The organism is Chloroflexota bacterium (assembly GCA_016197225.1).
Classification (GTDB): domain Bacteria; phylum Chloroflexota; class Anaerolineae; order Anaerolineales; family VGOW01; genus VGOW01.
Window position 1 is genome coordinate 1 of record JACPWC010000020.1, and the last position, 23021, is coordinate 23021.

Consider the following 23021-nt stretch of genomic DNA (forward strand, 5'->3'; position numbering starts at 1 on the left):
ACTTCGGCGTTTGTTGCGCCAGCCTCACCAAGTCATTCTGCAGAAATTGGGCCTCAACCGGGTATGCTATGATGAACATCGGAAGCCTCCAGGAATAGGTTTGGACACACCACTACCTTACTCCTGAGGCTTCCTTTATTGCAAATTGTTAAGTCGGGCTGGCGCTTGTCGCGCTAACCATTTCTTGGACACGAACTACCTATTGGCAACAGAACAATAGCTAAACGCCCCCAATGGATTGATTTGGGGAGATCGCGAGTGTTGGCCGGACTCGACTCACCTGCCACTTCACTCCTCCCGCTTATAAGGCTTCAACAGCGCCGCCGGGTAAGAGGCGTTGCGCCCGGCCAGCGCCAGGGCGACGATGGTGGCAAGGTAAGGCAGTGACAGCAAAAGCTGATACGGCACTTGCAGGCCGATGGCCCGCAGGCGAAGTTGCAGGGCCTCCACGCCGCCGAAGAGTAGAGCGCCGAGCAATACCTTCTCCGGCTGCCAGTTGCCAAAGATGACGATGGCAATGGCGACCCAGCCGCGCCCGGCCACGATGCCGAACGTGGCCGTGCCAAGTTGGGCTAGCGAGAGGAACGCCCCGCCCAGCCCCATCAACACCCCGCTAATTGCCAGCGCCGTGTAACGCACGCGGGCCACGTTCACCCCGGCAGTGTCGGCGGCCTGCGGGTTCTCGCCCACCGCCCGAATCCACAGGCCGAAGGTGGTGCGATACAAAATCCACCACGCCAGCGGCACGAGCAGGAAGGCGAAATATGTAAGCCAGTATTGCTCAAAGATGGGCGCAATCACGCCCAGCGCAGGCAGGCTCACTTGCTGAAAAGGATCGATCTGCGGCGGGTTGGCTGTGCCTTTGAACAGTACCCGGAAGAAAAACAGGGCGATGCCCGAGGCCAGCAGGGTGACGCCCAGGCCAGAAACGTGCTGGTTGAGGCCAAGCGTCACCGCCAGCCAGCCCATGAGCAAACCGGCCAGCAGGCCGCAGGCCATCGCCGCCAGCAGGCCAGCCCACAGCGAGCCGGTGAGGTAGGCGACGACGAAGCCCAGGATAGCGCCCAGGGCCATGATGCCTTCGATGCCCAGGTTGAGCACACCCGCCCGTTCGGCGAAGACTTCGCCCAGCCCGGCGAGGAGGATGGGGGTGGCGATGCGAAGGGTAGCGGCGAGGAGGCCGATGATGAGGGTTTGATCCATAATGACCGACGATGGACGAAAGACGATGGACGAAAAGCGAAGCCTTCGTCTCGCGAAGCGGTCGTTCGTCCTTCGTCAACTCCCTACGTTCCGTGTGCTATCTCAGCCACTTTCCTAAACCGATACCTCGTCAGCAACAACAACGCCAGCGTCACCAGCAGAATCGTGGCCTGCACCACATCGGCCAGGAAGGAGGGGATGCCTAACTGGCGGCTGACGGATTGCCCGCCAACGTCCACCAGGGCGATGAAGGTTGCGGCCAGACCGGCGCCGAACGGATTGAGCGCGCCGAGGGTGGCAATCACAATGCCCGAATAACCGTAGCCGGGCGAAATATCTTCCAGCAGGCGGTGATGAATCCCGGCCACTTCGCCCACCCCGGCCAACCCGGCGATGCCGCCGCTCACCAGCGCCGCGACGAGCGTCATCCGGGCCACGTTCACGCCCATGAACCGCGCCGCGTCCTTGCCCAGGCCCACCGCCCGCATTCGCAAGCCAAGCGGCGTGCGATTGATGATCCACCATAGAACCAGCATGACGACCAGGCCAACGACGAGGCCGAAGTGAACCCGCGAACCCGGCACGATCACCTGAAACTCGGCGGAGGGCGCGATGCGCGGCGACTGCGGCCAAAATGTCACCGGGTCGAGCCAGTAGGCATTGAGGATGCCGTTGATGAGATAGAGCATCACCGAGTTGAGCAGAAGCGTCGTCACCACTTCGTCCACGCCCATTTGCGTGCGCAGGAGCGCCGGGACGAGCGCCCAGGCCATGCCAGCGGCGAAGCCGGCGATCAGCATCAGCGGAATCATGATGAGCGCAGGTGTGGTTTGGGCGAACGTCAATTGCCCCACCCAGGCCGCGGCCAGCGCGCCGGCGTAGAGTTGACCCTCAGCGCCAATGTTGTAGTAGCCGGCCTGGAAGGCAAACACCACCGCCAGCCCGGCCAGCAGGAGCGGTGTGGCCTTCACCAGCACTTCCAGCGCGCTCACCGGGGCCGACAACGGCTCGACGAGCATGAAGTAGAACGCCGCGAACGGGTTGGCGCGGGCGAAGACCAGCAGTGTTGCCGTCAACAGAAATGTGGCGAGGATTGATAGCACCGGAATCAGCGCCCGCATCCAGAGTGGGGAAGAACCTTTTTCAAGCCGCCAGCCTAACATGTTTTACCCCTCATAATTTCAAACGGCGTAATTGTTCAGGCCAAGAATAGGACGCGGATAAACGCGGATTTCGCTGATTTTTGTTTTTATCCGCGTTCATCCGCGTTTATCTGCGTCCCCTTTTTTAGAGCCCGACATCATCAACCCCAACTTCTCGGCGCTGGCCTCGCTCGCCGCCACTTCGCCCACAATCTGGCCTTCGTAAATCACGGCGATGCGATCGGCCAGCGACAGAATCTCGTCGAGGTCTTCGGAGATCAGCAGAACCGCCGCGCCGCGTCCGCGCTGTTCGAGCAGGCGGGTCCGCACGTAATCGGTCGCGCCAATGTCCAGGCCGCGAGTCGGGTCAACCGCCACCACCAGCGCCGGACTGCGATGCAGGGCGCGGGCCAGGATCATCTTCTGAATGTTGCCGCCGGACAGCGTGCGCGCCTGATCCGCCGGCGCCGCCTTGATTTGATATTCGGAGATCAATTGCGCCGCATGGGCCTCAATGGCTGGCCGATTCAACTGGCCGCCGCGGGTGAACTCTGGCAAATACTCCAGCACCATGTTCTCGGCCACGCTCAGTTCACCGACAATCGCGTTCAACCGATCTTCAGGAATGTGGCCCACACCGCGCCGCACAATCTCGCCCGGCATCAGCCCGATCAGGTTCTGGCCCTTGAGAAAAATATTGCCGCGCGTCGGCTGGCGCAGGCCCTGAAGAACTTGAGACAACTCACTCTGCCCGTTGCCGGCCACACCGGCCACCGCCAAAATTTCTCCGGCGCAAACATTGAGCGAAATGCCGCGCAGAGCGTCGTGGCCTTTATCGCTGGCGGCCCATACATCCTCAACGGCAAGAACGGAGTCGCCATCTCTCAACACGCCCCCTGCCCCGCGTTTCACCCCAAACATCTCGCGCCCCACCATCAACTGCGCCAACCCGACCTCGGTGGCTTCCCCTGTGGCAAGGCGGCCCACTACCCGCCCGTCGCGCAGAACCGTCACCTGATCGCTCACCGCCAGCACTTCCTGCATCTTGTGGCTGATGAAGACGACGGCGAGTCCCTGAGCCACCAATCCTTTGATCGCCACAAACAGCGCCTCGGACTCTTGCGGCGTCAACACCGCCGTTGGCTCGTCGAGAATCAGCACCCGCGCGTTTCGGTGCAGGGCCTTGAGGATCTCGACTCGTTGTTGCTCGCCTACCGACAGATGACGCACCACCGCGCCCGGCTCCACGTAAAAACCGTAGCGCTCCGAAGTCGCCGCCACTTCGCGTTTGGCTTTGGCGAGATCAAACGTCAGGCCGGTCGGCATGCCCAGCACCACGTTCTCGGCCACGGTCAGGGTGCGGATGAGGGTGAAGTGCTGGCTGACCATGCCGATGCCGTGAGCGATGGCCGAGGCCGGAGAGGTGATTCGGACGGGGTGGCCGTCAATTCGGACCTCGCCCTCGTCGGCCTGATACAGCCCGTATAAAATTTTCATCAACGTGGACTTGCCCGCGCCGTTCTCGCCCAGCAGGGCCTGAACTTCCCCGGCGCGCAGTTCAAGGTCAACGGCGTCGTTGGCAGTCAGCGTGCCGAAGCGTTTGGTGACGCCGCGCAATTCAACGGTTTGAAGAGTCATACAAAACAAATCCCCCTCCCCTGTTCGCCGTGTTTTATGGCGAACGGGGGAGGGGTCAGGGTGGGGGCTACTGCCCCGAAGGCGGCGCGCCCTCGTTGATGTCCACGCGGAAGTTGCCGCTGATGATAGCCTCCTGCTTCTGCTTCACCAGGTCGAGCACGTCCGCCGGAATCTTGGAGTCGTTGCCGTGATAGGGCGCAAGCGACGACCCACCCTTGGCCATCAGGCTGAAGTCCTTCAAGTCCTGGGCGGTGTAGGAACCGGCTTTGATTTGGGCAACCACGTAATCCACCGTTGGCCCCATATTCCACAACGGGCTGGTGAGCACGTAGTCGGGCGCTTCGGCGTTCTGGTCGGTGAGACTGCCGAAGGCAAACAGGCCTTTCTCGGCGGCGGCCTCAATGCCGCCCTCGCGCTCGGCGTAGATGATGTCGGCCCCGGCGTCAATCATGGCCAGAGTGGCCTCTTTAGCCTTGGCCGGATCGAAGAAGCCGCCGATGTAACTCACCGTCACCTTGGCATCCGGGTTGGCTTCTTTGACGCCCTGGATGAAAGCGTTGACGATCCGATTAACTTCCGGGATCGGGATGGCGGCTACCACACCGATGTGCTTGGTCTCGGTCATCTTGCCGGCGATCAGGCCCGTCAGATAAGCCGGTTCGTGAATCCAGTTGTCGAACACGGCCAGGTTGGGATTCTGCGGGCCGCCATCCGAGCCGAAGACAAAGGCAATGGCCGGGAACTCGGCGGCCACTTTGGCGACACCATCCCGGTTGCCAAAGGCGTCGCCGAAGATGGCATCCGGCGCGTTCTTGGTGGCTTCCTCGCGCAGAACACGTTCCATGTCGCCCGAGTAACCGATGTTATCCGCCCAGGTATATTCAATCTCGCCGCGCTCCTGAGCGGCAACCAGAGCAGTATGGATCACGTTATCCCACGGCTCTTCGAGCGGGGTGGCGAACGCGCCAAAGACTTTGACCGTCTTGGCCGGTTCTGGGATGGAGGTGACTTCGACAGGGACTTCGACGGTCGTCTGGACTTCGACGGTTTCCTTGACGGTGACGGTCTCTTTGACGATTACCGTCGCCGGTGGTGGCGTCGCGCAGGCGCTGAGGATCAGCGTCAGGGCGGCGATCAAACTGATGACGATAAAGCTGGGTTTGCGAGCAGACATGGTTTTCCTCCTCCTGGAAAATCGTGGGGTGATTCGATGGGATTCAAAGAACAGTTCTCGCCAATAATAGTTTCCTCCTCTGGGCGCAACTGCCCAAGCTCACTTTTTTGATCCACGAAGTCACACGAAGAAACACGAATATAAGATTTCTTCGTGAAGCTTCGTGGCCCTTCGTGGATTATGCTGTGAGGCTAAAGCAGTTGCCTCTGTTCAAAGTTTCAGCTTCCAATACTCGGCTTCTTCCTGCCACTCGTGCAAATAGGCTTTGGGGTTTTTACACCGCATTCCCCAATCGCCAATGGCGCACACCGGCTTGCCCTGAAAGGCGGCCTCGGCCCGTTGCTGGTAGTGAGTCTGGGTGACAGTGTCGGGGTGAAGCCAGGGCAAGTCGGTGTCGGGCAATTGCCAGCCCTGCTCGGCCATGCCAAAGGCGGCCAGCCCGTGAGTGAACGTCGCCCCGAGCCCCAGCTTGGCGCACACTTCACGAATCCGTTGGCCGCCAATGCGCGATCCGCAGGCCGAGAAGAAGTGCACCTGTTTCAACCCATGCGACTTGGCCCAATCGGCAAAGGCCCGCATCCCTTTTGAGACGCTCACCCCCGAGGCCACCGTGTCGCCCACCAGCACTGTCTCACACGGCGCTTCAAACGAGGCATAGTGATAATCGGCAAACCACTGATTGCGCTCGTCGAGATGACGCTTGATGCCGATGAAGTTTTCGGGGAGCAGTGAGCCGAAGACGGTTTGCCAGGCGGGCTGGAGGCCGTAATACAGGCCGCCGGTGAGGATGGTGAGGCCGGCCACGTTTTCGGCGGGGTCGAGCAGTTTGTTGTCGCGCAGGGCGGCCAGCCAGTGAACGGTGGCCTCGCGCGCCGCGTTCAGCAGGGGAATGCCGACGACGGTTCGGTCGAAGAGGAACGACTCGAGGGCAGGTGTTTCGAGGATGTAAGTGTCAGTGTCCAGCGGGCGCAGGTTGTAGGTCAAGAGAACAACTCCTTTGTGAAAAGTTTTTAGCCGCTGGGAAGTACAGTCTACCTTGAATAAGCAGAGGACGCAAACCCAAATATGACCGGATGACCGGATGACAAGATGATCCTGTCTCATCCTGTCATCTGTTCACGATTCGCTACGCTTCCCCAATATCCTCCGCCCACAATTCCGGGTGCTCGCGGATGAAGTCGCCTAACATCTTGATGCACACTTCGGAATGCAGGTCAACGACGTTGACGCCGTTCTCGCGCAGCCAGTCTACGCCGCCCTGAAAGTTGACCGACTCGCCGACAACGACCGTGCCGATGTTGAACTGGCGGACGAGACCACTGCAATACCAGCACGGGGCCAGGGTAGTGACCATGATCTTGTCGCGATAGGTCTTCACTCGCCCGGCGTTGCGGAAGGCATCGGTCTCGCCGTGAACTGAAGGATCGCCTTGTTGCACTCGCCGGTTGTGGCCGCGCCCCAGAATGTTGCCCTGCCCGTCGGCCAAACAGGCGCCGATGGGAATGCCGCCTTCGGCCAGGCCCTGCCGCGCTTCGGCGATTGCGGCTTCTAAAAGTTTTGAGTAGTCCATACGGGTTCTCCTGTTATTGAGCGGCAGAAAATTTCATCCCTGAGCCTCTGCCTTGCCCAATGCCTCCAGCACTTTCTGCAAAGCCAGCAGGCTTGCGCCAGAGTGAGCCAGATCGTCCAGACCCTCAATGCGATAGTTGCGTTCAAGGGCGTTGGCTTCAAAGCCGGGTGAAGTTACAACTGAGGCTACGCGCCCGGCCATCAAGCGACGGCGTTCGACACCCCACGTTCGCGCCAGCTTCGTCCAGAAGATCGAATAAGCAAAATCAATCTTCTGCGCAGTCAGCGGCTCGGCAGGGCGAGGCGGCGGTTTGGATTTATCGTCGAGCGAGGTCATTGCGAAATCTCGTAAATAAAATAACTGCCGTCCCAGCTTCTGGCGAATCCGGCGGCGTTCAGGACTTCAGAGAGAATAAGATCGTCGGCGGAGACGGTCACACTTACAAACTGGCGGCCCAACCGGCTCGCCAGAGTCCGCGTCTCGCGCAAGCACCCGGCCAAATCATCCGTCGTCGTTCCCACAAAACTTAAGTGCAGTGTCGGCGCGCCGCTGTCTTCACCGGTAATCGGCTCAACAAGCGTCAACGCCCGCCCATGCCACAGCCAGGCGTTGCCGCGCTCGGCAAATTGATTCAAGCGAGCTAAGGTCAGCTCCGTCCACGACCACCCGCCTTCCAAACTCATCAGACGATGGTGATGTTGATACAGATGAGACGGCTCAACCGTTGAAAACAGGGAGGCCGCCTCTGCCGGGGCGACGGGCCGGAATGAGTCGCTGGCTGAGGACGGGGAGAGCGCCTCGGCGCGATGCCAGATGACACGCGCCAACCGTTGGAAACCGGTCTGCTCGCACAGGCGTTGAACCATCAGGTTGTCGTCTGCCGTCAACAGCCTGAGCACACCCGGCCCGCCGAGGCGATGCCACAAGGCCATGTTGTGCTCGTGCAGTTGGCGGCCAATGCCCTGGCCGCGATACGCCGGATCGATCCGCAGACCTTGCAACCACCATTCTTTCTGCGCCCCGTCGGCCATCAAAGACAGCTTGCCCAGGCCGATCAACGTCTCGCCGTCCATCACCGCCGTGAACTGGCCGTGAGGCTCGGCCAGCCAGTCGTCCCAAACTTCCGGGATGTAATCGTTGCCGTCCCAGATTTTGGCGCACAGGGCCAGCATGGCCGGGTGGTCGTCGGGCCGGGCCGGGCGAAAACTAATTTCCATCGCCGCTCAATCCGTTCCGTCGGCTTTATCGGTTGTCTTTTTCCTGGCCTCGCCCCGCTTGAACCACGCTTTGAAATCAATCTTAGGTAAGGCAATGATGGGCTTGGGTTTGGGCGCCTCCTCTTCTTCAAAAGGCGGCAGGTCGAGCATCTTGCGCCAGGCATAACGGCCAAACAACTTGATCGTCGCGGCCATCGGCGCGGCCAGCAGCAGGCCCAGAATTCCGGCCAGGCTGGCGCCCATGATGGCTCCGATCATGATCAGCGCCGGGTGCAGGTTGAGGTGCTCGCCGATGATGCGCGGCACCAGCACGTAGTTCTCGGCCTGTTGCACCAGGAAGAAGAACAGGGCGACGACGGCGGCGTACGGCAATGGCGACAGGCCAAACCAGTTGCCGGGCTGGAACAGGGCGATGCCAATGCCAATTGCGCCGGCCGTGATCGGGCCGATGGTGGGCACAAACTCCAGCAGACCCGCCAGCAGGCCAAGCACAAAAGCGTAGCGCACGTTAAGGATCGACAGGCCGATCCAATCCACCAGCCAGATGGTGATCGCCAGCGCCGCCTGGCCGCGCAAGAATGCATTCCAAACATTTTGGAACTCGTGGATCAGCCGCGAGGCGTCGCGCTGGTAGCCAGGGTCGGCGGCGTAACGATCAATCGCCCCGCGCACACCGGACACATCTTTGACGATGTAAAACGACACCAGCAGAACCAGCACCGTCCAGCCGACGAACTCGGCGGTATTGGAGGCCACCTGCCCTACGATTGAGCCGGTCTGGGTCAACACCAGTTGGATGGCCGAGGCAATTTGATTGTAGACGGTGGTGAAGTCAAGCCGCGAGAGGTCAATGGTGTAGCCGAGGATCACAAACTGGCTGTGCGTCAGTTCGTCAATCCGCTTCGGCAGGTCGGCAACAATTTGCTGGACGTTCAAATTGAGGCCGGCGATCTGATTGGCTACGTACAGGCCCACTCCGGTCGCCAGCGAGGCCAGCGCCAGCACCAGAATCAAATACAACAACGCCGCCACCCCCGTCCGCGACCACTTGAGCCGCCCGGCGATAAAGGTGATAACCGGGTTGAGCAGGTAGGCGATCATTACTGCCGTGACCAACGGCGCGATCAGGAATTGAAAGCGCCACAGCACCCAGGCGATGAGGGCCACCGCCGTCAGCGCCACGATCAACTTGGTCGAGCCTCCCCAGCGTGGTGAGGTAACTTCTTCTGTTGTGGGCATTATGCTCCTCCTTGTGCTTGGGCGATAAAGCAATTTGATTTTACTCTATAAACGGAAAGACCCTTAGGATTTCGGAAACCCCAAGGGTCTTTCGGATAGGCTTTTATTGAGGGGTGAGCGCGACTTCGCGCGAGCGCTCCGCTTTGTTTTACCGCCTCGGGCCGCGATTGCGATCGCCGCCGCCGGGGCGGCCGCCGCCCCGGAACCCGCCCCGGTCTCCGCCGCCCGGTCGGCCTCCGCCCGACGGTTTGCGATCGCGTTCCATCGCTTCTTCCGCCGTCCAGCCTTCGAGCACGGCCTGGCGCGAGAGCCGAATCTTTCCGCCCTCGTCCACGTTGATGACCATGACGGTCAGTTCGTCGCCAAGCTTGGCAATGTCTTCCACTTTGTTGACGCGATAGTCGGCCAGTTGGCTGATGTGAACCATACCATCCACGCCGGGCATGATTTCGACGAACGCGCCGAAGTCGGCAGTGCGCACGACCTTGCCGGTGTAGATGCGGCCAATCTCCGGCGACTCGGTGAGGGCGGCGATCATCTCGCGGGCTTTGTCGGCGCTCGGCCCGTCGGTTCCGGCAATGAACACCTTGCCATCGTCCTCAATGTCAATCTTCACCCCGGTCTCTTCTTGAATCTTGCGGATCATCTTGCCGCCGGGGCCGATGACCGCCCCGATCTTTTCAGGGTTGATCTGCATGATCGTCATGCGCGGGGCGAACGGCGAGAGGCCGGGGCGCGGTTCGGGCAGGACGCTCCGGATCAATTCCAGAATCTTCAGCCGGGCTTCGCGGGCCTGGGCTAGCGCCTCGGACATGATCTGGGCGGTGAGGCCCTTGATCTTGATGTCCATTTGCAGGGCGGTGATGCCTTTTTCAGTCCCGGCCACTTTGAAGTCCATGTCACCCAGGTGATCTTCGAGGCCCTGAATGTCGGTGAGGACGGCGTAGCCGTTGTCGTCTTTCACCAGGCCCATCGCAATTCCGGCCACCGGCGACGAGATCGGCACACCGGCATCCATCAGCGCCAGCGTCGAGCCGCAGACCGAAGCCATCGAGGTCGAGCCGTTCGACGAAAGCGCTTCGGAGACGACGCGCAAGGTGTACGGAAAGTCCGTGTCGGGCGGCAGAACCGGGATGAGGGCGCGCTCGGCCAGCGCGCCGTGACCCACCTCGCGCCGCGAGGAGCCGCGCAAGGGGCGAGTCTCGCCGGTTGAGAACGGCGGGAAGTTGTAGTGGTGCATGTAGCGCTTCTTGTCTTCGGGCGAGAGTGTGTCGAGTTCCTGGGCGTCGCGGGGCGTGCCGAGTGTCGCCAGCGAGAGCACCTGCGTTTCGCCGCGAGTGAAGAGGCCGCTGCCGTGCGCGCGCGGGCTGAGGCCGACCTCTGCCGCCAGCGGACGGATGTCGCGCAAGCCGCGCCCGTCGGGGCGGACGCCGTCTTTGATGATGCGCGCCCGGACTTCGACCTGCAGGATGTCGTGCAGAATTTCTTTGATCTCGGAGGGCGATTTGTCCGGCTGAGCGGCAAAGGCGGCCAGCACGTCGGCTTCGATAGCGTCGAGGGCGGCGTTGCGGGCGGCTTTGTCGGACTCGGCGCGCATGGCCTGGCCGGTGCGGCCCGCCTCTTTTTCTTTCACCGCCGCCGCCAGTTCGGGGCTGAGGGTGAAGCGGCGATAATCGCGCTTGGGCTTGCCGATCTCGGCGGCCATTTGCGTTTGCAGATCAATGATCGGTTGCAGAGCCTTGTGGCCGAATTCCAACGCTTCGACCATCAGAGCTTCCGAGACTTCTTTCGAGCCGCACTCGACCATGAGAATGGCGTCACGGGTTCCGGCCAGGCGCAGGTCAAGATCGGAACGATCCATCATCTCGAAGGTGGGGTTGACGACGAGTTCGCCGTCCACCAGGCCCACCCGCACCGCGCCGATTGGCCCGTCGTAGGGCGTCACGCCGAACGGGATGTCGGAGATGGTCAGGGCCGCGCTTGCGCCGTTGATGGCCAGGATGTCGGGCTGGTGAACCTGGTCAACCGAGAGTGAGGTGATGATGACTTGCACATCGTTGCGCAGGTCGTCGGGGAAGAGCGGGCGCAAGGGGCGGTCGGTGAGGCGGGCAGTAAGGATGGCGCCTTCGCTGGCCCGGCCTTCGCGCCGGAAGAACGAGCCGGGGATGCGCCCGGCGGCGTACAGCTTCTCTTCGTAGTCCACGCTGAGAGGGAAGAAGTCAATTCCCAGACGCGGTTCTTTGGACATAGTGGCTGTCGCTAACAGCATGGTGTCGCCCACTCTAACAGTGACGGCGCCCCCGGCCAGCCCGGCCAGCTTGCCGGTTTCGAAAGTGATCAAGTCACTTCCAATCATGACGTTATATTGTTTTGATTCAGGCATTAGAAAATCCTCCGTAAGGATGGCTGGAGGGAGCCGCCAGTAAACAGTGGTCAAGCCTCATTCAAGCGTCCTAGATAAGACCTCACTACTGACTACTGACATTGCGCCCTTCCGGCAAAATGTTTTGGCAAGGGCAACCTTTGCAGTTGCCCGGGGCAGGCGCGAGGCCGGCCCTTACAATAAAAACAGACACCGGCTCCCCACCCGTCTACCGGGCGATGAGCACAGTGTCCGTCGAGCGTTACAAAAGGCAGTGCCTCTTCCTGTATAAATTTAGGCTGACTTTGCTTTCCGCAAACCCAGTTTGTTCACCAAAGCGGCGTAGGACGCCGGGTTGGATTTGTTGAGATAAGTGAGCAAGCGGCGTCGAGTGCCCACCATCTTCAACAGGCCTCGGCGGGAGGCGACGTCTCCTTTGTGCTTGCGCAAATGATCGGTGAGATAAGTGATCTTGCTGGTGAGGATGGCAACCTGCACTTCCGGCGAGCCGGTGTCTTTGTCGTGCCGACGGGTGTTGTTAATGACTTGCGATTTTTGTTCCTTGTTTAGAGCCATGACATCCGACCTCCTGGGCGGGTCACCAGGTGGGCAGAAAATATAGTTGGCCCGCCCACCGGTCTAGTCAACGGCGAAGATTATACCATACCCGACTCCGGCCCCGCTTGCACGTCAGAGTTGTTGGAGGAGTTCGCACCCCCAGGGGCGAACCCAAGCCGCATCCGCGCGCAAGCGTGCGGGCTCCTCAACCAGAACGCAGGGTCATTCCCGGCCCTGCCCGCGCAAAATGGATGAGATTTGGGTGCGAGTGTCTGTGTCCAGTTTTTCCAGGGCGTGGCGCACGATCCAGTTAGTGTTCTTGTCAATCGTGTCGGCCCAACTGCCGAGGAAGCGCGCCACTTCGCCCGGCCCATTGGCCGACAAGTCGCGTATCACGTGAGCAACACTCTTGCGCACTTCCACGTCGTTCTCGCGCATCACGCCCGTCATCACTTCCAGCACCGCCGAGGTATCGCCAAAGTTGCGTAATTTAGCCAGTGGGGCCAGCGTCATCACCCCGAACTGGCGCTGGTGCTTGTAGGGACTATTCACCCACTGCCGCACCTGATCCAGCCGGCCATACAAATCGCCTGTCAGCCACGGCCCGCTCACCTCAGTTGCCAGAGCGCCAATCAACTCCAGGTCGTCAAGCCCGATCAACCAGCGCATCATCAATTGATAAGACTCGTCCGGCCGGATGGCGACCACCAGGCCCAGCAGGTCAACGGCCAGCCGCCTCTGTTCCCGAACCGGGTCGGCCCACAACCGTTCGGCCACCAACAGGGTGTGCGCGTCGTTGACAGCCGCCATTTTGCGCACGGCGTTGACCAGCGCCCGAATGACCGGCGGCGGCGTGTCGTAGCTTTTGAGCGGCGCGTTGGTGGTGACAACGTCACTCCGGCGAAAGCTGGGGGCGCTGTGTACCTGAAAAAAATCTCTGGCGTTCAGGGCAAAGGCTTCCGGGTCGCCATACAACTTCGCCACCTCGGCGGCTTCGGCTCGTATCTGGGCAATGTCTAAGGCCGGCATTAATTCCTGCCACGAATTAAGCGAATCTCACGAACAGCTTTCTTCTTCGTGTTCCTTCGTGTTCTTCATGGATCCCATCTTCGCTTCAAGCCGGGCCTTCGCCGCCGGCCATTCGGTATCAATGATGCTGTACATTACGCTGCTTCGCTGGTAATCCCCTTTGAGCTTCAGAATCACATGCTTCCTCAACACACCCTCTTTCACCGCCCCCAGCCGTTCAATAGCCTGCTGTGAGCGTGTGTTACGCAAGTCAGTCTTCAACTGAACCCGCAGACAGCCCAGAACTTCAAAGGCGTGGCGCAGAAGCAGGTACTTGCACTCGGTGTTCACCGGCGTCTGCCAGGCCTCACGCGCCAGCCACGTCCAGCCAATTTCCAGGCGGCGGTCGGCGGTCGCAATATCCATAAAACGGGTGCTACCCACCGCTTTGCCGGTCACTAAATTGATGATGGCAAAAGGGCTGTCCGTTCCTTTGGCCGCCTGTTCCAGCGACCAGGCAATCCACGCTTTCACATCCTCCAGCGTCTCAAATGCGTGGCGTGGCATGTAAGTCCAAACTTCGGGGTCGCGCCCGGCGATTAACAAATCTTCGGCGTGCGATGGATTCAATGGCTCAAGCCGGACGTGGCGGCCCATCAGGGTCACAGGTTCAACGACCATTGCTGTTCCGTTTCTCCCACTCGGCCAGACGCTTCAACTGAATCGGCGTCGGCGTGATGAAGGGCCGGGCCTTACGAATGGCCTCCAGCGCCGAGTGCGGCGAGTGGCCTTCGGCGATCAGGTAGGCCGCCGCCAGGGTGGGCGCGCGCCCCACGCCCTGGGCGCAGTGAATGTAAACGCCATGCCCGGCCCGAATGGAGTCTCGAATGAAACTCACGCCGTCCTCAAGTTGCGCCAGGGTGGGTGCGCCGTCGTCGGGGGTGGGCAACCACAGGTGACGGGACAGGGCCACGCCCCGGACTGCATCGTCGGCCTCTTCCCGCAAGCTGACGGTGGCCCCGATGCCAAGCTGGCGCATCTTATCCAGCCCGCGCTTGTATTGCTGGCCGCCCACGAATAACTTGTCGTTCACCCTGCTCGTTTCAACCGGCGACAGGCCTTGTTGGATACGGGCAATTTTTTCGTAGAGCCACAGCCAGGTGTAACGCGGCCCTTGCACGAATAAACGGGTGGCAAACACTCGCGCGCCTTTCCAGGCTAAACCGACAACTCTCATTCGTACAAAAACACAAAGACACCAGGACTCAAAGACACAAAGTTTTCTTCGTGTCCTCGTGCCCTTGTGTCTTCGTGTTAAAAATCAATATGCCTTCGCGAAAACCGCTTTCTCGGTGGCCGGTTTGCCGCAGTGAATACAAACGCCCGGCCCGGCGGGCTGGCCGTCTAGCGGAACGCAGCGCGTGGTGGCTTTGGTCTCTTCCTTGATCTGCGTTTCGCACTCGCGCTCGCCGCACCAGTACGAAAAGGCAAAGCCTTTCTCGACGACGACTTTGAATTCGTCGTAAGTCTTAGGATCGAAAGTGTTGGCCGCGCGGAAAGCCAGCGCCCGGTCGTAAAGCGATTGCTGAATGGACTTGAGTGTCTCGACCACGGTCTGAGCGATGCCGGCTTGAGGCGTGAAGCTTTTGCCTTCTTTGCCAGGCCGGTCGCGCCGGGCCAGCGCCACCGTGCCCTTCTCCACGTCCTTCGGACCAACTTCGAGCCGCAGAGGCACGCCGCGCATCTCCCAGTCGTTGTACTTGAAGCCGGGCGCTTCATCGCGGTCGTCCACTTTCACCCGGACATCGGCGGCCACCAACTCGGCCCGACTCTTGTTGACCACTTCCATCACTTTGGCCTTCTCGTCGTCGTTCTTGAAGATAGGCACAATGACGACCTGGTGCGGGGCAAGCCGGGGCGGCAGGATCAGGCCTTTGTCGTCGCCGTGAACCATGATGATGGCTCCGATGAAGCGCGTCGAGAGTCCCCATGAGGTCGTCCAGCAATACTGCAATTTATTGTTTTTGTCTTGATATTTGATCTCAAACGCTTTGGCAAAGTTCTGGCCCAGGTTGTGCGACGTGCCCGCTTGCAAAGCTTTGCCGTCGCCCATCATGGCCTCAATCGAATAAGTCTGGTCGGCCCCGGCGAAACGCTCGGCCTCGCTCTTGCGGCCCTTGAACACCGGGATGGCGGCCTCGTTCTCGGCAAAGTCAGCGTAGATGTCGAGCATTTGCAACGTTTCAAACTGGCCTTCTTCATAAGTGGCGTGAGCGGTGTGGCCCTCCTGCCACCAGAACTCCAGCGTTCGCAAAAAGAGTTTAGTGCGAAGCTCCCAACGCACCACGCTGTTCCACAAATTGATCAGCACCGGCAGGTCGCGATAAGACTTGATCCATTTGGCGTAGGCGTGGCCGATGGTGGTTTCCGAGGTCGGTCGGACGATCAACTCTTCTTCTAAGGTTTCGCCGCCGCCGATAGTGACGACGGCCATTTCCGGGGCGAAGCCTTCGACGTGTTTCTTTTCCTTCTCGATGAAGTGACGCGGGATGAACATGGGGAAGCCGGCGTTGACGTGGCCGGTGGCCTTGAAGCGTTTGTCCAGCGCGGCCTGAATGTTTTCCCACAACGTCCAGCCGTACGGTTTGACGATCATTGTCCCGCGCACCGGGCCGTAATCGGCCAGGTCGGCGCGTTGCACCAGGGTGTTATACCACTCTGAAAAATCTTCGGCGCGGGAAGGCAGTTTTTGCTCTGACATTGATAGTGTCTCCAGTCCTTTGTCATCCCGAGCCGATGTTTGGCGAGGAATCTCTTACCGCCAACTCAGAGATTCTTCGCTTTGCTCGGAATGACACTGCTTGATTAGTCGTGCGCCTTGAGAATGGCGACGGCTTCATCTGTGTTGACGGCGAATTTTAACAGCAGTTTGTCTTCCAGTCGAATGTAGCCGTCGCTGTGCTCGAGGAAGGCGCCGAGCGAGTTGCGCCATACCGGGCCGACGAGAATGAGCGGCTTGGGCGTGATCTCGCCCGTCTGCATCAGGCTCCAGGTGAGGGCGATCTCGGAGAGCGTGCCGATGCCGCCGCCGAGGGCGATGGCGGCGTGGCAAAATTCCACCAGATGATTCAGGCGCTCGCGCAACGAGCCGAATTTGATCTCTTCTTTGACCCAGCGATTGGCGGCCAGGCCCTCGCGCCAGTTTTCGAGCAGGCCGCAGGTCACGCCGATCACGTGGCCGTCGGCTTCGGCGGCCCCGCGGCTGGCGGCTTCCATCACACCGCCGTAGCCCCCGGTGGCGACGGCGAACCCGGCCTCGGCCAGCCGCCGTCCCATGTCCACAGCTTCATCATACGCCGCCGATCCCGGTTGCGGCAATGAGCCGCCAAAGACGGAAACGATTTTCATGAGTCAACCTTTTAGTTTTGCAGATACTTCATCCAACGATAGACGGCCCGATCCAGCGGTTCAAGCCAGATTTGCTCCAGCAGGTAATTGTGAATGGGTTGTTGGGTCGGCTGGGCCAGCAGGCTGAGCCACTCCTGCACAAAACGCCACATCATCGAAAAGTCCCACAGGAACTCCCATTCAACTTGAGTCCATGTCTTGCCAGTGCGGGCCGCAATTTCGCGCCGGTACAACTCGACAAGTTCAGCCGGCTCAACCGGCAGTGGCGGGAGCAACATGCGGCTGTTGTTGATCAGCACCAGCAGATCCATGACGCCCGGCCCCACACTGACCATTTGCCAATCATAAACCACGTGCCGCCCGTCTTCGTCAATGGAAATGTTGCCCGGCCAGTAGTCGCCATGCAAAAGGGTGTGCGTGGCGCTTTGCAGAAACCGCGAGACGATTTCAGCTTCAGAGATCAGGCGGGCCAGGGTGGTGGCGAACCGCAACGAGTCGGTGATGGCCGTCGGCGCGCCACGCTCAATGATGATCTCCATGGCCTGGGCCGCCGCCATCACATACACAGCAAAGTCTCCCGTGAGAGGCCGCCCCAGCCAGGCATAAGCTTGTAAATCCTCGCCCAGATTCCAGAAGCGGTCATGCAATCTCGCCAGGTCAATGACGGCTTGCCGGTAGTGGTCAGCCGTCCAGTGTTCGGGCGGAACTTCGGTCGGGTAAGGTTCCAATATGAGCCAGGCGCCGTTGGAGTCGCTGGCCACCAGCTCTGGAACGGTAAGCGTCAATTGCGAGGTGAGCGAGCGGTACAACCCCACCTCACGCCGCCCCGCCCCGGCCAGGCCCAGCCGGGTGGCTTGCGGCTCTTTGAGTATGTACGAGTAATGCTCCTCATGATCGGCCCGCACCACGTCCAGGCCCACGCCACGAATCAGGCCTAGCGCGTGCCGGACTTCAATTGGCTCTTCGCTGATCTGCAACACGCGCAGACTGGCATCGGCCAGATAGCGGCGGAGGGCGGCGGTGAGTTCAGCGGTTGTGAAAGGCCAGGCGATGGTCACGGTGATTATTCGCCAAACTTCTCGGCGTAGTCTTGGGCGGCGTCCTGAGGCGTGATCTCCGGCTCGTGTTCGCGCAGATAATGCTGGTGATCGATCACCCACAAATACAAGTCAGCTTCAGTGCGCGCCGGGAACCTGTCCAACACTTCAGCTTGACGGATGGCGTTGATGAGCGGCAGGCACACTGTATCATACCAATGAACCACCGCCTCGTCGTCGCTAATGTCGCGCTGAAATTCCAGGCCCATGTAATACTTGTGAACGGCAATATGCTCCAGCAGGCGCTCGTAGCCGCCCAAAATCGTCAGGGCAATGTCCGCGCCCGGTTTGAGCTTGTCGAAGCCGGTGCGCTCCAGAAACGCCACCTTCTCACCCAGTATTTCCAGATCGTCCGGTTGCAGATCGGGCGTGATGGGGACTCGCACCGAGCACTCGCGGACTTCGGCTTCGATGAATTCCTGGCCTTTCTCACGGGCCACCGACACCCGGTGGTTGCCGTCCAGCACAAAATAAACGTCGCCCACTTTGTAAAGCAGGACCGGCGGCAAGCTCACGTCCTGATAAAAGGCCCGGTTGATCTTCTGCCAGCGTTCGGCGGTGTGGGTTTGGGTGGGCAGGAAGGCGCGATCAAAGTCCCGGTAGCGGTTGACGCTGCCCGCGATCTGGCTGACAAGCACCGTCTTCACCCCACGATAGATTGGCCCGCCGATCTTCAATTTCTCGCGCATGTCGTTGTATGAGAGCAGATCGTTGCGTTGGCCGCGCAAAAACGCCAGGATGTCGCGAAAGAACGCTTTGAGCCGGGCCGCGCCAAAGTCAGCGCGATCCTGCGGCGTGATGTTTAGCTCGTCGCTCATAGGCCAGGCTCCCACTCAATCAACCGATAAGGATAAACGTTCAAGATTTCGGTTCGGCCAAGCTGGGTGCGGGTGATGTCGGTCTGGCGGTAGACGTGCGAGTGGCCGTGCAGGAGAAAGCGTGGCTGAAAGACTTTGATAAAGTCCACTAGGGCGGCAAAGCCGGTGTGGGCCAGGTCGCCACCATCGTGAATCCCCAACGGCGGCGAGTGGCTGATAAGAATGTCGAGAAAACGTCCATGACGAAAGCGGTTGAACCACAGAGACGGCGTCAACGAGGCGACTCTGGCCCTCATTTCGTTTTGCGAATATTGATGAATGCCGTCGGGCCGGTAGCGAATACTGCCGCCCAATCCAGCCAACAACAAGCTGTCTTCCTCGACCAACCGGCCATCCAGGTTCACGCATCCTTCGGCGTGATTCACGATCCGGCCATCCGAAAGAAACTGGCTGCGGGCGTCGTGATTGCCCGGCACGAAGTACAGAGGCTTGTTCAAGATCGTCACCACAAACTCAAGGTAATAAAACGGCAAGTCGCCACAGCCCAGCACCAGGTCAACGTCGCCAAAACGTTTTTTGACATCGGCGCTGTAGATGAAGTCCACCACTTCATCGCTGAGGGCCAGAATCTTCATGCCAACATGGCCCACATCAACGCCGTCAGCGAGAACCCGTCGCGAATCTCGTTGTTCGCCAACATGGCCTCTACGCCATCATTCCCATTTGCGGCCATAGTTCACTTTCAGCTTTTCAAGAATCGCCTGTTCCAGGTCAATGCCGTTGACGCTGGCTAACTGCAATAGATACAAGGCCACGTCGGCCAGTTCGCCAGCCAGTTCTGTCTTGTCCACCGCCGGCCCGTCCCACTGAAAATGCTCCAGCACTTCGGCGGCTTCGATGGCCAGCGAGGCGGCCAGGTTGCGGGGCGTTTGCGGGCGCGGGCTGTTTGGCTCGTACCAGCCTTTGGCCGCCACAAAGCGGTGCATCTCAGCAGTAAGTTCAGCAAGAGTCATATCGAGTCCAACACAAAGCCACGAAGGCTCAAAGACACAGAGATGATTCCTGTTCCTTCGTGTCGTTGTGAATTAGTGTTTATAACAAGGCTTGCACAAAGTAGTCCGGGTTGAGCGGTTCGCCGGTGGCGGCGCGGATGTGGCCGGCCCAGTCCTCTTTCGCGCCGGGGCGGAACCATTTTTCGATGAGCCACTGGCCGGCTTCGGGCCGCCCGGCCAGCCCGCCCGCTTCGCGATCCAATATTTTCAACAGTTGAGCCGAAGTCAGGTAGCCCAGTTCGTAGTTGTGATAATACACCGGCGCGGTGGCGATGTGAATCTTCGTCGCCCAGTCCGGCGTTGCCCGGCCAGCGGGCCGCCGGAGCAGTTGATACTTCTCCACCAGGTTCCACCAGATCGTTTCGAGATCATCATCAGGATTGGCGTACAGCGCCCGCTCAAAGTTCGTCATCACCAGCACCCAGCGGGTGAAGATGAGTTTGGCAAACCGTTCCTGCGCCCGGAATTGGGTTGAGAGTTGGGCCGCCGTTTCGGATGGGAGGCCGAGGGCACCGGTCAACCATTTCTGATCGTAGGTCAGGTCGCCCATCATCAAGGCAATGGCCTCAGTGGAAAGCAGGTGCGGGTACTTGCGGAGGATCCAGGGTTGGGCAAAGTCCAGGGTGGCGTTGTAGACGGCGTGGCCGCGTTCGTGCAGGAGGGGGTCGGCCCAGCGCCGGTTGGGCTGAAGGTTGTTGAGGGTGCGCACGTCGCCGTCGCGATTCATGTCAATGCAAAAGGCGTGCTGGTTCTTGCCCTCACGGGCATAGAGATCGCTGCGGGCCAGAATTTCGCGAGTGTTCATGTTCAGGCTGTCGTAGGTGTGAAGCGCCAATTCAACCACATCTTTGTCGGCGAAGAACTCGTCCATGTCCACGTCGCCGAGTTTGGGCGCGGCCTGGAAGAAGCGGTCGCCGAAGTGCCAGGGTTGAAGTTCAGAGACGGCCAAACCGAACCACCCCGCCCGGCGGGAATCAATCTCGGCTTTGACGGCGGCAAACGGGGTGGCGGTGGCTTTGTCGAGTCTATCGAAGAGGGCCAGCAATTCGGTCTCTTCGATCTCTTCGACGGCCAGCGCCTTCACGAAGTGATCGCGGTAGCCGAGCGCCTGCGCCATTTGGTTGCGAAGCCGGGCGGCTTCCCGAATTGTGCCGGCCGCGAGCGGGCCGATGCGCTTGCTGGCCTCCCAGGCCTCGCGCGCGTCGTCGGGCGATTTGCTATTCGCCAGCACATCGTCAATCTCGTTGTCGCTCACCTTCCTGCCTTTATACTCGGCGCGGAAGTTGGAGAAGGCGTCGTTGAGTTTGGCTTCAAGTTCGGCCAACCGCCGGACGCTGGCGTCGTCGCCCTGACTCTTGATGCCTTCCAGATAAATAAGTTTTAGCTGGCGGGCGATGACCGGATCAGGTGAACCGGACTCAACCAGAGCTTTGGCGGTGGCGAAGCGTTCCGGGTTGGCGAAGTAACGTTTGAGGGCCACTTCGGCCTGGGCCAGGCGCTCGGTGGCTTCGGGCGCGCCGGTCGTCGCCACTTCCCACTCGGCCTGGTTGCGGCCTGCTTCCAGCCGCCGCCAGGCGGCGGTGACTTCTTCGATAAATTGTTCAGCTTGCGGGGACATGAGGTCTCCTGGTGGTGAGGTGGGGTAATTATACCCCGCATAAAAACAAACGCCCTCGGGGAGGAGGGCGCTCATGAGCCAGGCATGCAAAACGAACGCGATTAAGGTGGGCAAATGCCAGGTATATTGAAAGGGTAAGTTATCCCGGTGTTACAGTTGTAGAGTGCAGTACGTTCTGCCTCATTCAGCACACGCTTCCAGAAACCGACTTCGTCAATTACCCCGTTCAAATAGGGGCCAACAGAACCATAGCCAATCATGAACGGTGACGTGCTATCCAAGGGGGTTAAGTCTGATGATGCGCTGGAAATGGGAGGGCCATTATCAATGCTTAAATGGACTGTGCTATCTGTTGCATCGCGCCATGCGACGAAGAAATACCAAACCCCAACAGATGCCGAAAGATTGACTGATGCTTCTTTTACAGAGCCGTCCGTGTTCCAAACATGGAAAACAAACTGCTGTGCATAGCTATAATAATCAACTTGATATTCATTCGTCGGCCAAGAGCGTTTTGAGACAAACGGATCAGCAACAGCCACTCCGTAATTAATGGAGTCTAGTTTTATCCATCCAGTAATTGTAAAGTTGATGTTACCAGTGCTTAAGTCAGCGTTGTCCGGAACACTCAAGTATTCACTATTAGTCGCAAAAAACTGCGATGCATTGCCAACCTTGCCAATCGCTTGGCCAACCGTATTGAAGTCATTCAGGTTATTCGCCGGAGTCTGATCATTGACTGAGTCGAATCGTATATTGTTAGCCTCGTCAAGCTTCCAGTACGCCATCAAACCCTCTCTGAGGGCTGGCCCAATGTAGGTCGTGAGGTGCGACTCGAAAGCGTCGAAGTAATATGTGCCACGAGTACCGGTATCAACTCCAGCCACCGCGCCCAAGCGCACACTTTCTATTTGCCGTGTGTCGTTATCAACACCGGTCAAATCAGCTTTCTGTACCCCATCTACCCAAAACGTCAACCCGCCGTTATTAAGCCCAGGCGCCTTCGATGCTCGCCAGTAAAGTTCAATGAAGTGAGGCGCATCAGTGATAGTAAACCAGCCAGTGGTCGTCCAACCAGTAGATGTATCGTTAAGTAATCCGGCGCGCAGTTGGTAAACTGTGGTTTTGGTAAATTCAACCCTCAACACCACTGTTGAGGAGGCGTTATAGCCATAGAAAATGTAATGAGCATTGCCGCTTGTCATTGGGATTGAGTTCGGGTCAAAGTAAAAACGAGCGCGATATAACCGTAAGGCAGCAGGGGTGTCATCGCGAACATATATACTGTTATTATCATCAATAACAGCCTGCATCCCTTTCGCGCTTACCAGAGCGGCCTGTGTCGAAACGCTTAAGTCTCCGAGGTCATTCACATTCGATGTCCACCTTGAAAAATTGCCGGTCTCGAATCCATCGGCGAATATAGAGGGTTCAAGAGTGGCTGTAGGCACCGGTGTGGGCAGTAAAGTAGCTGTAGCGATCGGGATAGACACAGTTTCGTTATGCAAGTACAACCATGCGCTCTGCGTCCAACCGGCAACGCCAAGATCGACGATGACGGCGTAGGCGTTTATTGGCGCGCCGTTGATCCGGTTGACTGTGATTTGAGAGGCAGTGCCTTCATAGGCAACATAGACTTCACCGCCGTGAAATTCATGGACGCGATACCTCACCGCGCCTGGAATGTAGTAACTCAATACTACCGTTGACTCGTTGTAATTGTAAGACGCAGAGATATAGGGGGTGAGGTTGATAATTCCAGAATGCACATCCACATAACTCCCGTTTCGAGTAAAATTTTAGGGTTAAAGTTGAATTAGGTGAGTTATGCTGGGGTATATGATACCCCAGCTCCCCATAACCTCGACCCGAATAGATGACATTCCGTTATTGATCGGCATGCTGATTCAAATGGGA

General features: G+C 59.3%; 22 protein-coding genes. All 22 read right to left on the bottom strand.

Features of this window, described 5'->3' with window-relative positions; translation table 11 throughout:
• Positions 1 to 288: 288 nt before the first annotated feature.
• A complete protein-coding gene (locus HYZ49_03865; GenBank protein MBI3241411.1) occupies positions 289 to 1203 on the bottom strand; it encodes an ABC transporter permease in 915 nt (304 codons plus the stop codon).
• Positions 1204 to 1286: 83 nt separating this feature from the next.
• Complete coding sequence (locus tag HYZ49_03870; GenBank protein MBI3241412.1) at positions 1287 to 2366, bottom strand: ABC transporter permease; 1080 nt, start codon at positions 2364 to 2366, stop codon at positions 1287 to 1289.
• A gap of 96 nt (positions 2367 to 2462) precedes the next feature.
• Positions 2463 to 3983 (bottom strand): ABC transporter ATP-binding protein, encoded by a 1521-nt coding sequence (locus HYZ49_03875; GenBank protein MBI3241413.1) that lies wholly within the window; start codon positions 3981 to 3983, stop codon positions 2463 to 2465.
• A gap of 67 nt (positions 3984 to 4050) precedes the next feature.
• The gene (locus HYZ49_03880; GenBank protein MBI3241414.1) at positions 4051 to 5157 is read right to left on the bottom strand and encodes a BMP family protein; all 1107 of its coding nucleotides are present in this window, start codon (positions 5155 to 5157) and stop codon (positions 4051 to 4053) included.
• Positions 5158 to 5367: 210 nt separating this feature from the next.
• Entirely contained in the window at positions 5368 to 6141 is a 774-nt protein-coding gene (locus HYZ49_03885; protein ID MBI3241415.1) for a hypothetical protein, read from the bottom strand.
• Between the two features lie 142 nt (positions 6142 to 6283).
• Positions 6284 to 6727, bottom strand: a complete 444-nt coding sequence (locus HYZ49_03890; protein ID MBI3241416.1) for a nucleoside deaminase — start codon at positions 6725 to 6727, stop codon at positions 6284 to 6286.
• Between the two features lie 33 nt (positions 6728 to 6760).
• Positions 6761 to 7063, bottom strand: a complete 303-nt coding sequence (locus HYZ49_03895; GenBank protein ID MBI3241417.1) for a hypothetical protein — start codon at positions 7061 to 7063, stop codon at positions 6761 to 6763.
• Complete coding sequence (locus tag HYZ49_03900) at positions 7060 to 7944, bottom strand: GNAT family N-acetyltransferase (protein MBI3241418.1); 885 nt, start codon at positions 7942 to 7944, stop codon at positions 7060 to 7062. The genes HYZ49_03895 and HYZ49_03900 overlap by 4 nt, the downstream gene beginning before the upstream one ends.
• 6 nt (positions 7945 to 7950) lie before the next feature.
• The gene (locus HYZ49_03905) at positions 7951 to 9183 is read right to left on the bottom strand and encodes an AI-2E family transporter (GenBank protein ID MBI3241419.1); all 1233 of its coding nucleotides are present in this window, start codon (positions 9181 to 9183) and stop codon (positions 7951 to 7953) included.
• A gap of 148 nt (positions 9184 to 9331) precedes the next feature.
• Positions 9332 to 11566 (bottom strand): polyribonucleotide nucleotidyltransferase, encoded by a 2235-nt coding sequence (locus HYZ49_03910; protein ID MBI3241420.1) that lies wholly within the window; start codon positions 11564 to 11566, stop codon positions 9332 to 9334.
• Between the two features lie 273 nt (positions 11567 to 11839).
• Complete coding sequence (gene rpsO / locus HYZ49_03915; GenBank protein ID MBI3241421.1) at positions 11840 to 12121, bottom strand: 30S ribosomal protein S15; 282 nt, start codon at positions 12119 to 12121, stop codon at positions 11840 to 11842.
• Between the two features lie 204 nt (positions 12122 to 12325).
• Positions 12326 to 13132: a DNA alkylation repair protein gene (locus tag HYZ49_03920; protein ID MBI3241422.1), complete on the bottom strand. Its 807-nt coding sequence runs from the start codon at positions 13130 to 13132 to the stop codon at positions 12326 to 12328.
• Positions 13133 to 13159: 27 nt separating this feature from the next.
• Positions 13160 to 13792 carry a GNAT family N-acetyltransferase gene (locus HYZ49_03925; protein MBI3241423.1) on the bottom strand — a complete coding sequence of 211 codons (633 nt, stop codon included), beginning with the start codon at positions 13790 to 13792 and terminating at the stop codon, positions 13160 to 13162.
• The gene (locus tag HYZ49_03930) at positions 13782 to 14348 is read right to left on the bottom strand and encodes a dual specificity protein phosphatase family protein (GenBank protein MBI3241424.1); all 567 of its coding nucleotides are present in this window, start codon (positions 14346 to 14348) and stop codon (positions 13782 to 13784) included. The genes HYZ49_03925 and HYZ49_03930 overlap by 11 nt, the downstream gene beginning before the upstream one ends.
• An 84-nt stretch (positions 14349 to 14432) precedes the next feature.
• Positions 14433 to 15872 (bottom strand): proline--tRNA ligase, encoded by a 1440-nt coding sequence (locus tag HYZ49_03935; GenBank protein MBI3241425.1) that lies wholly within the window; start codon positions 15870 to 15872, stop codon positions 14433 to 14435.
• A gap of 104 nt (positions 15873 to 15976) precedes the next feature.
• Positions 15977 to 16519, bottom strand: a complete 543-nt coding sequence (locus HYZ49_03940) for an LOG family protein (protein MBI3241426.1) — start codon at positions 16517 to 16519, stop codon at positions 15977 to 15979.
• A gap of 11 nt (positions 16520 to 16530) precedes the next feature.
• Complete coding sequence (locus HYZ49_03945) at positions 16531 to 17577, bottom strand: aminoglycoside phosphotransferase family protein (protein MBI3241427.1); 1047 nt, start codon at positions 17575 to 17577, stop codon at positions 16531 to 16533.
• Positions 17578 to 17582: 5 nt separating this feature from the next.
• A complete protein-coding gene (locus HYZ49_03950; protein ID MBI3241428.1) occupies positions 17583 to 18434 on the bottom strand; it encodes a transcriptional regulator in 852 nt (283 codons plus the stop codon).
• Positions 18431 to 19069 (bottom strand): metallophosphoesterase, encoded by a 639-nt coding sequence (locus tag HYZ49_03955; protein MBI3241429.1) that lies wholly within the window; start codon positions 19067 to 19069, stop codon positions 18431 to 18433. Before HYZ49_03955 ends, HYZ49_03950 begins: the two co-directional genes overlap by 4 nt.
• A gap of 78 nt (positions 19070 to 19147) precedes the next feature.
• Positions 19148 to 19420 (bottom strand): nucleotide pyrophosphohydrolase, encoded by a 273-nt coding sequence (locus HYZ49_03960; GenBank protein ID MBI3241430.1) that lies wholly within the window; start codon positions 19418 to 19420, stop codon positions 19148 to 19150.
• 106 nt (positions 19421 to 19526) lie between these two features.
• Positions 19527 to 21104 carry a M2 family metallopeptidase gene (locus tag HYZ49_03965; protein ID MBI3241431.1) on the bottom strand — a complete coding sequence of 526 codons (1578 nt, stop codon included), beginning with the start codon at positions 21102 to 21104 and terminating at the stop codon, positions 19527 to 19529.
• A 101-nt stretch (positions 21105 to 21205) separates the two neighbouring features.
• Positions 21206 to 22801, bottom strand: a complete 1596-nt coding sequence (locus HYZ49_03970; protein MBI3241432.1) for a LamG domain-containing protein — start codon at positions 22799 to 22801, stop codon at positions 21206 to 21208.
• Between the last annotated feature and the right edge of the window lie 220 nt (positions 22802 to 23021).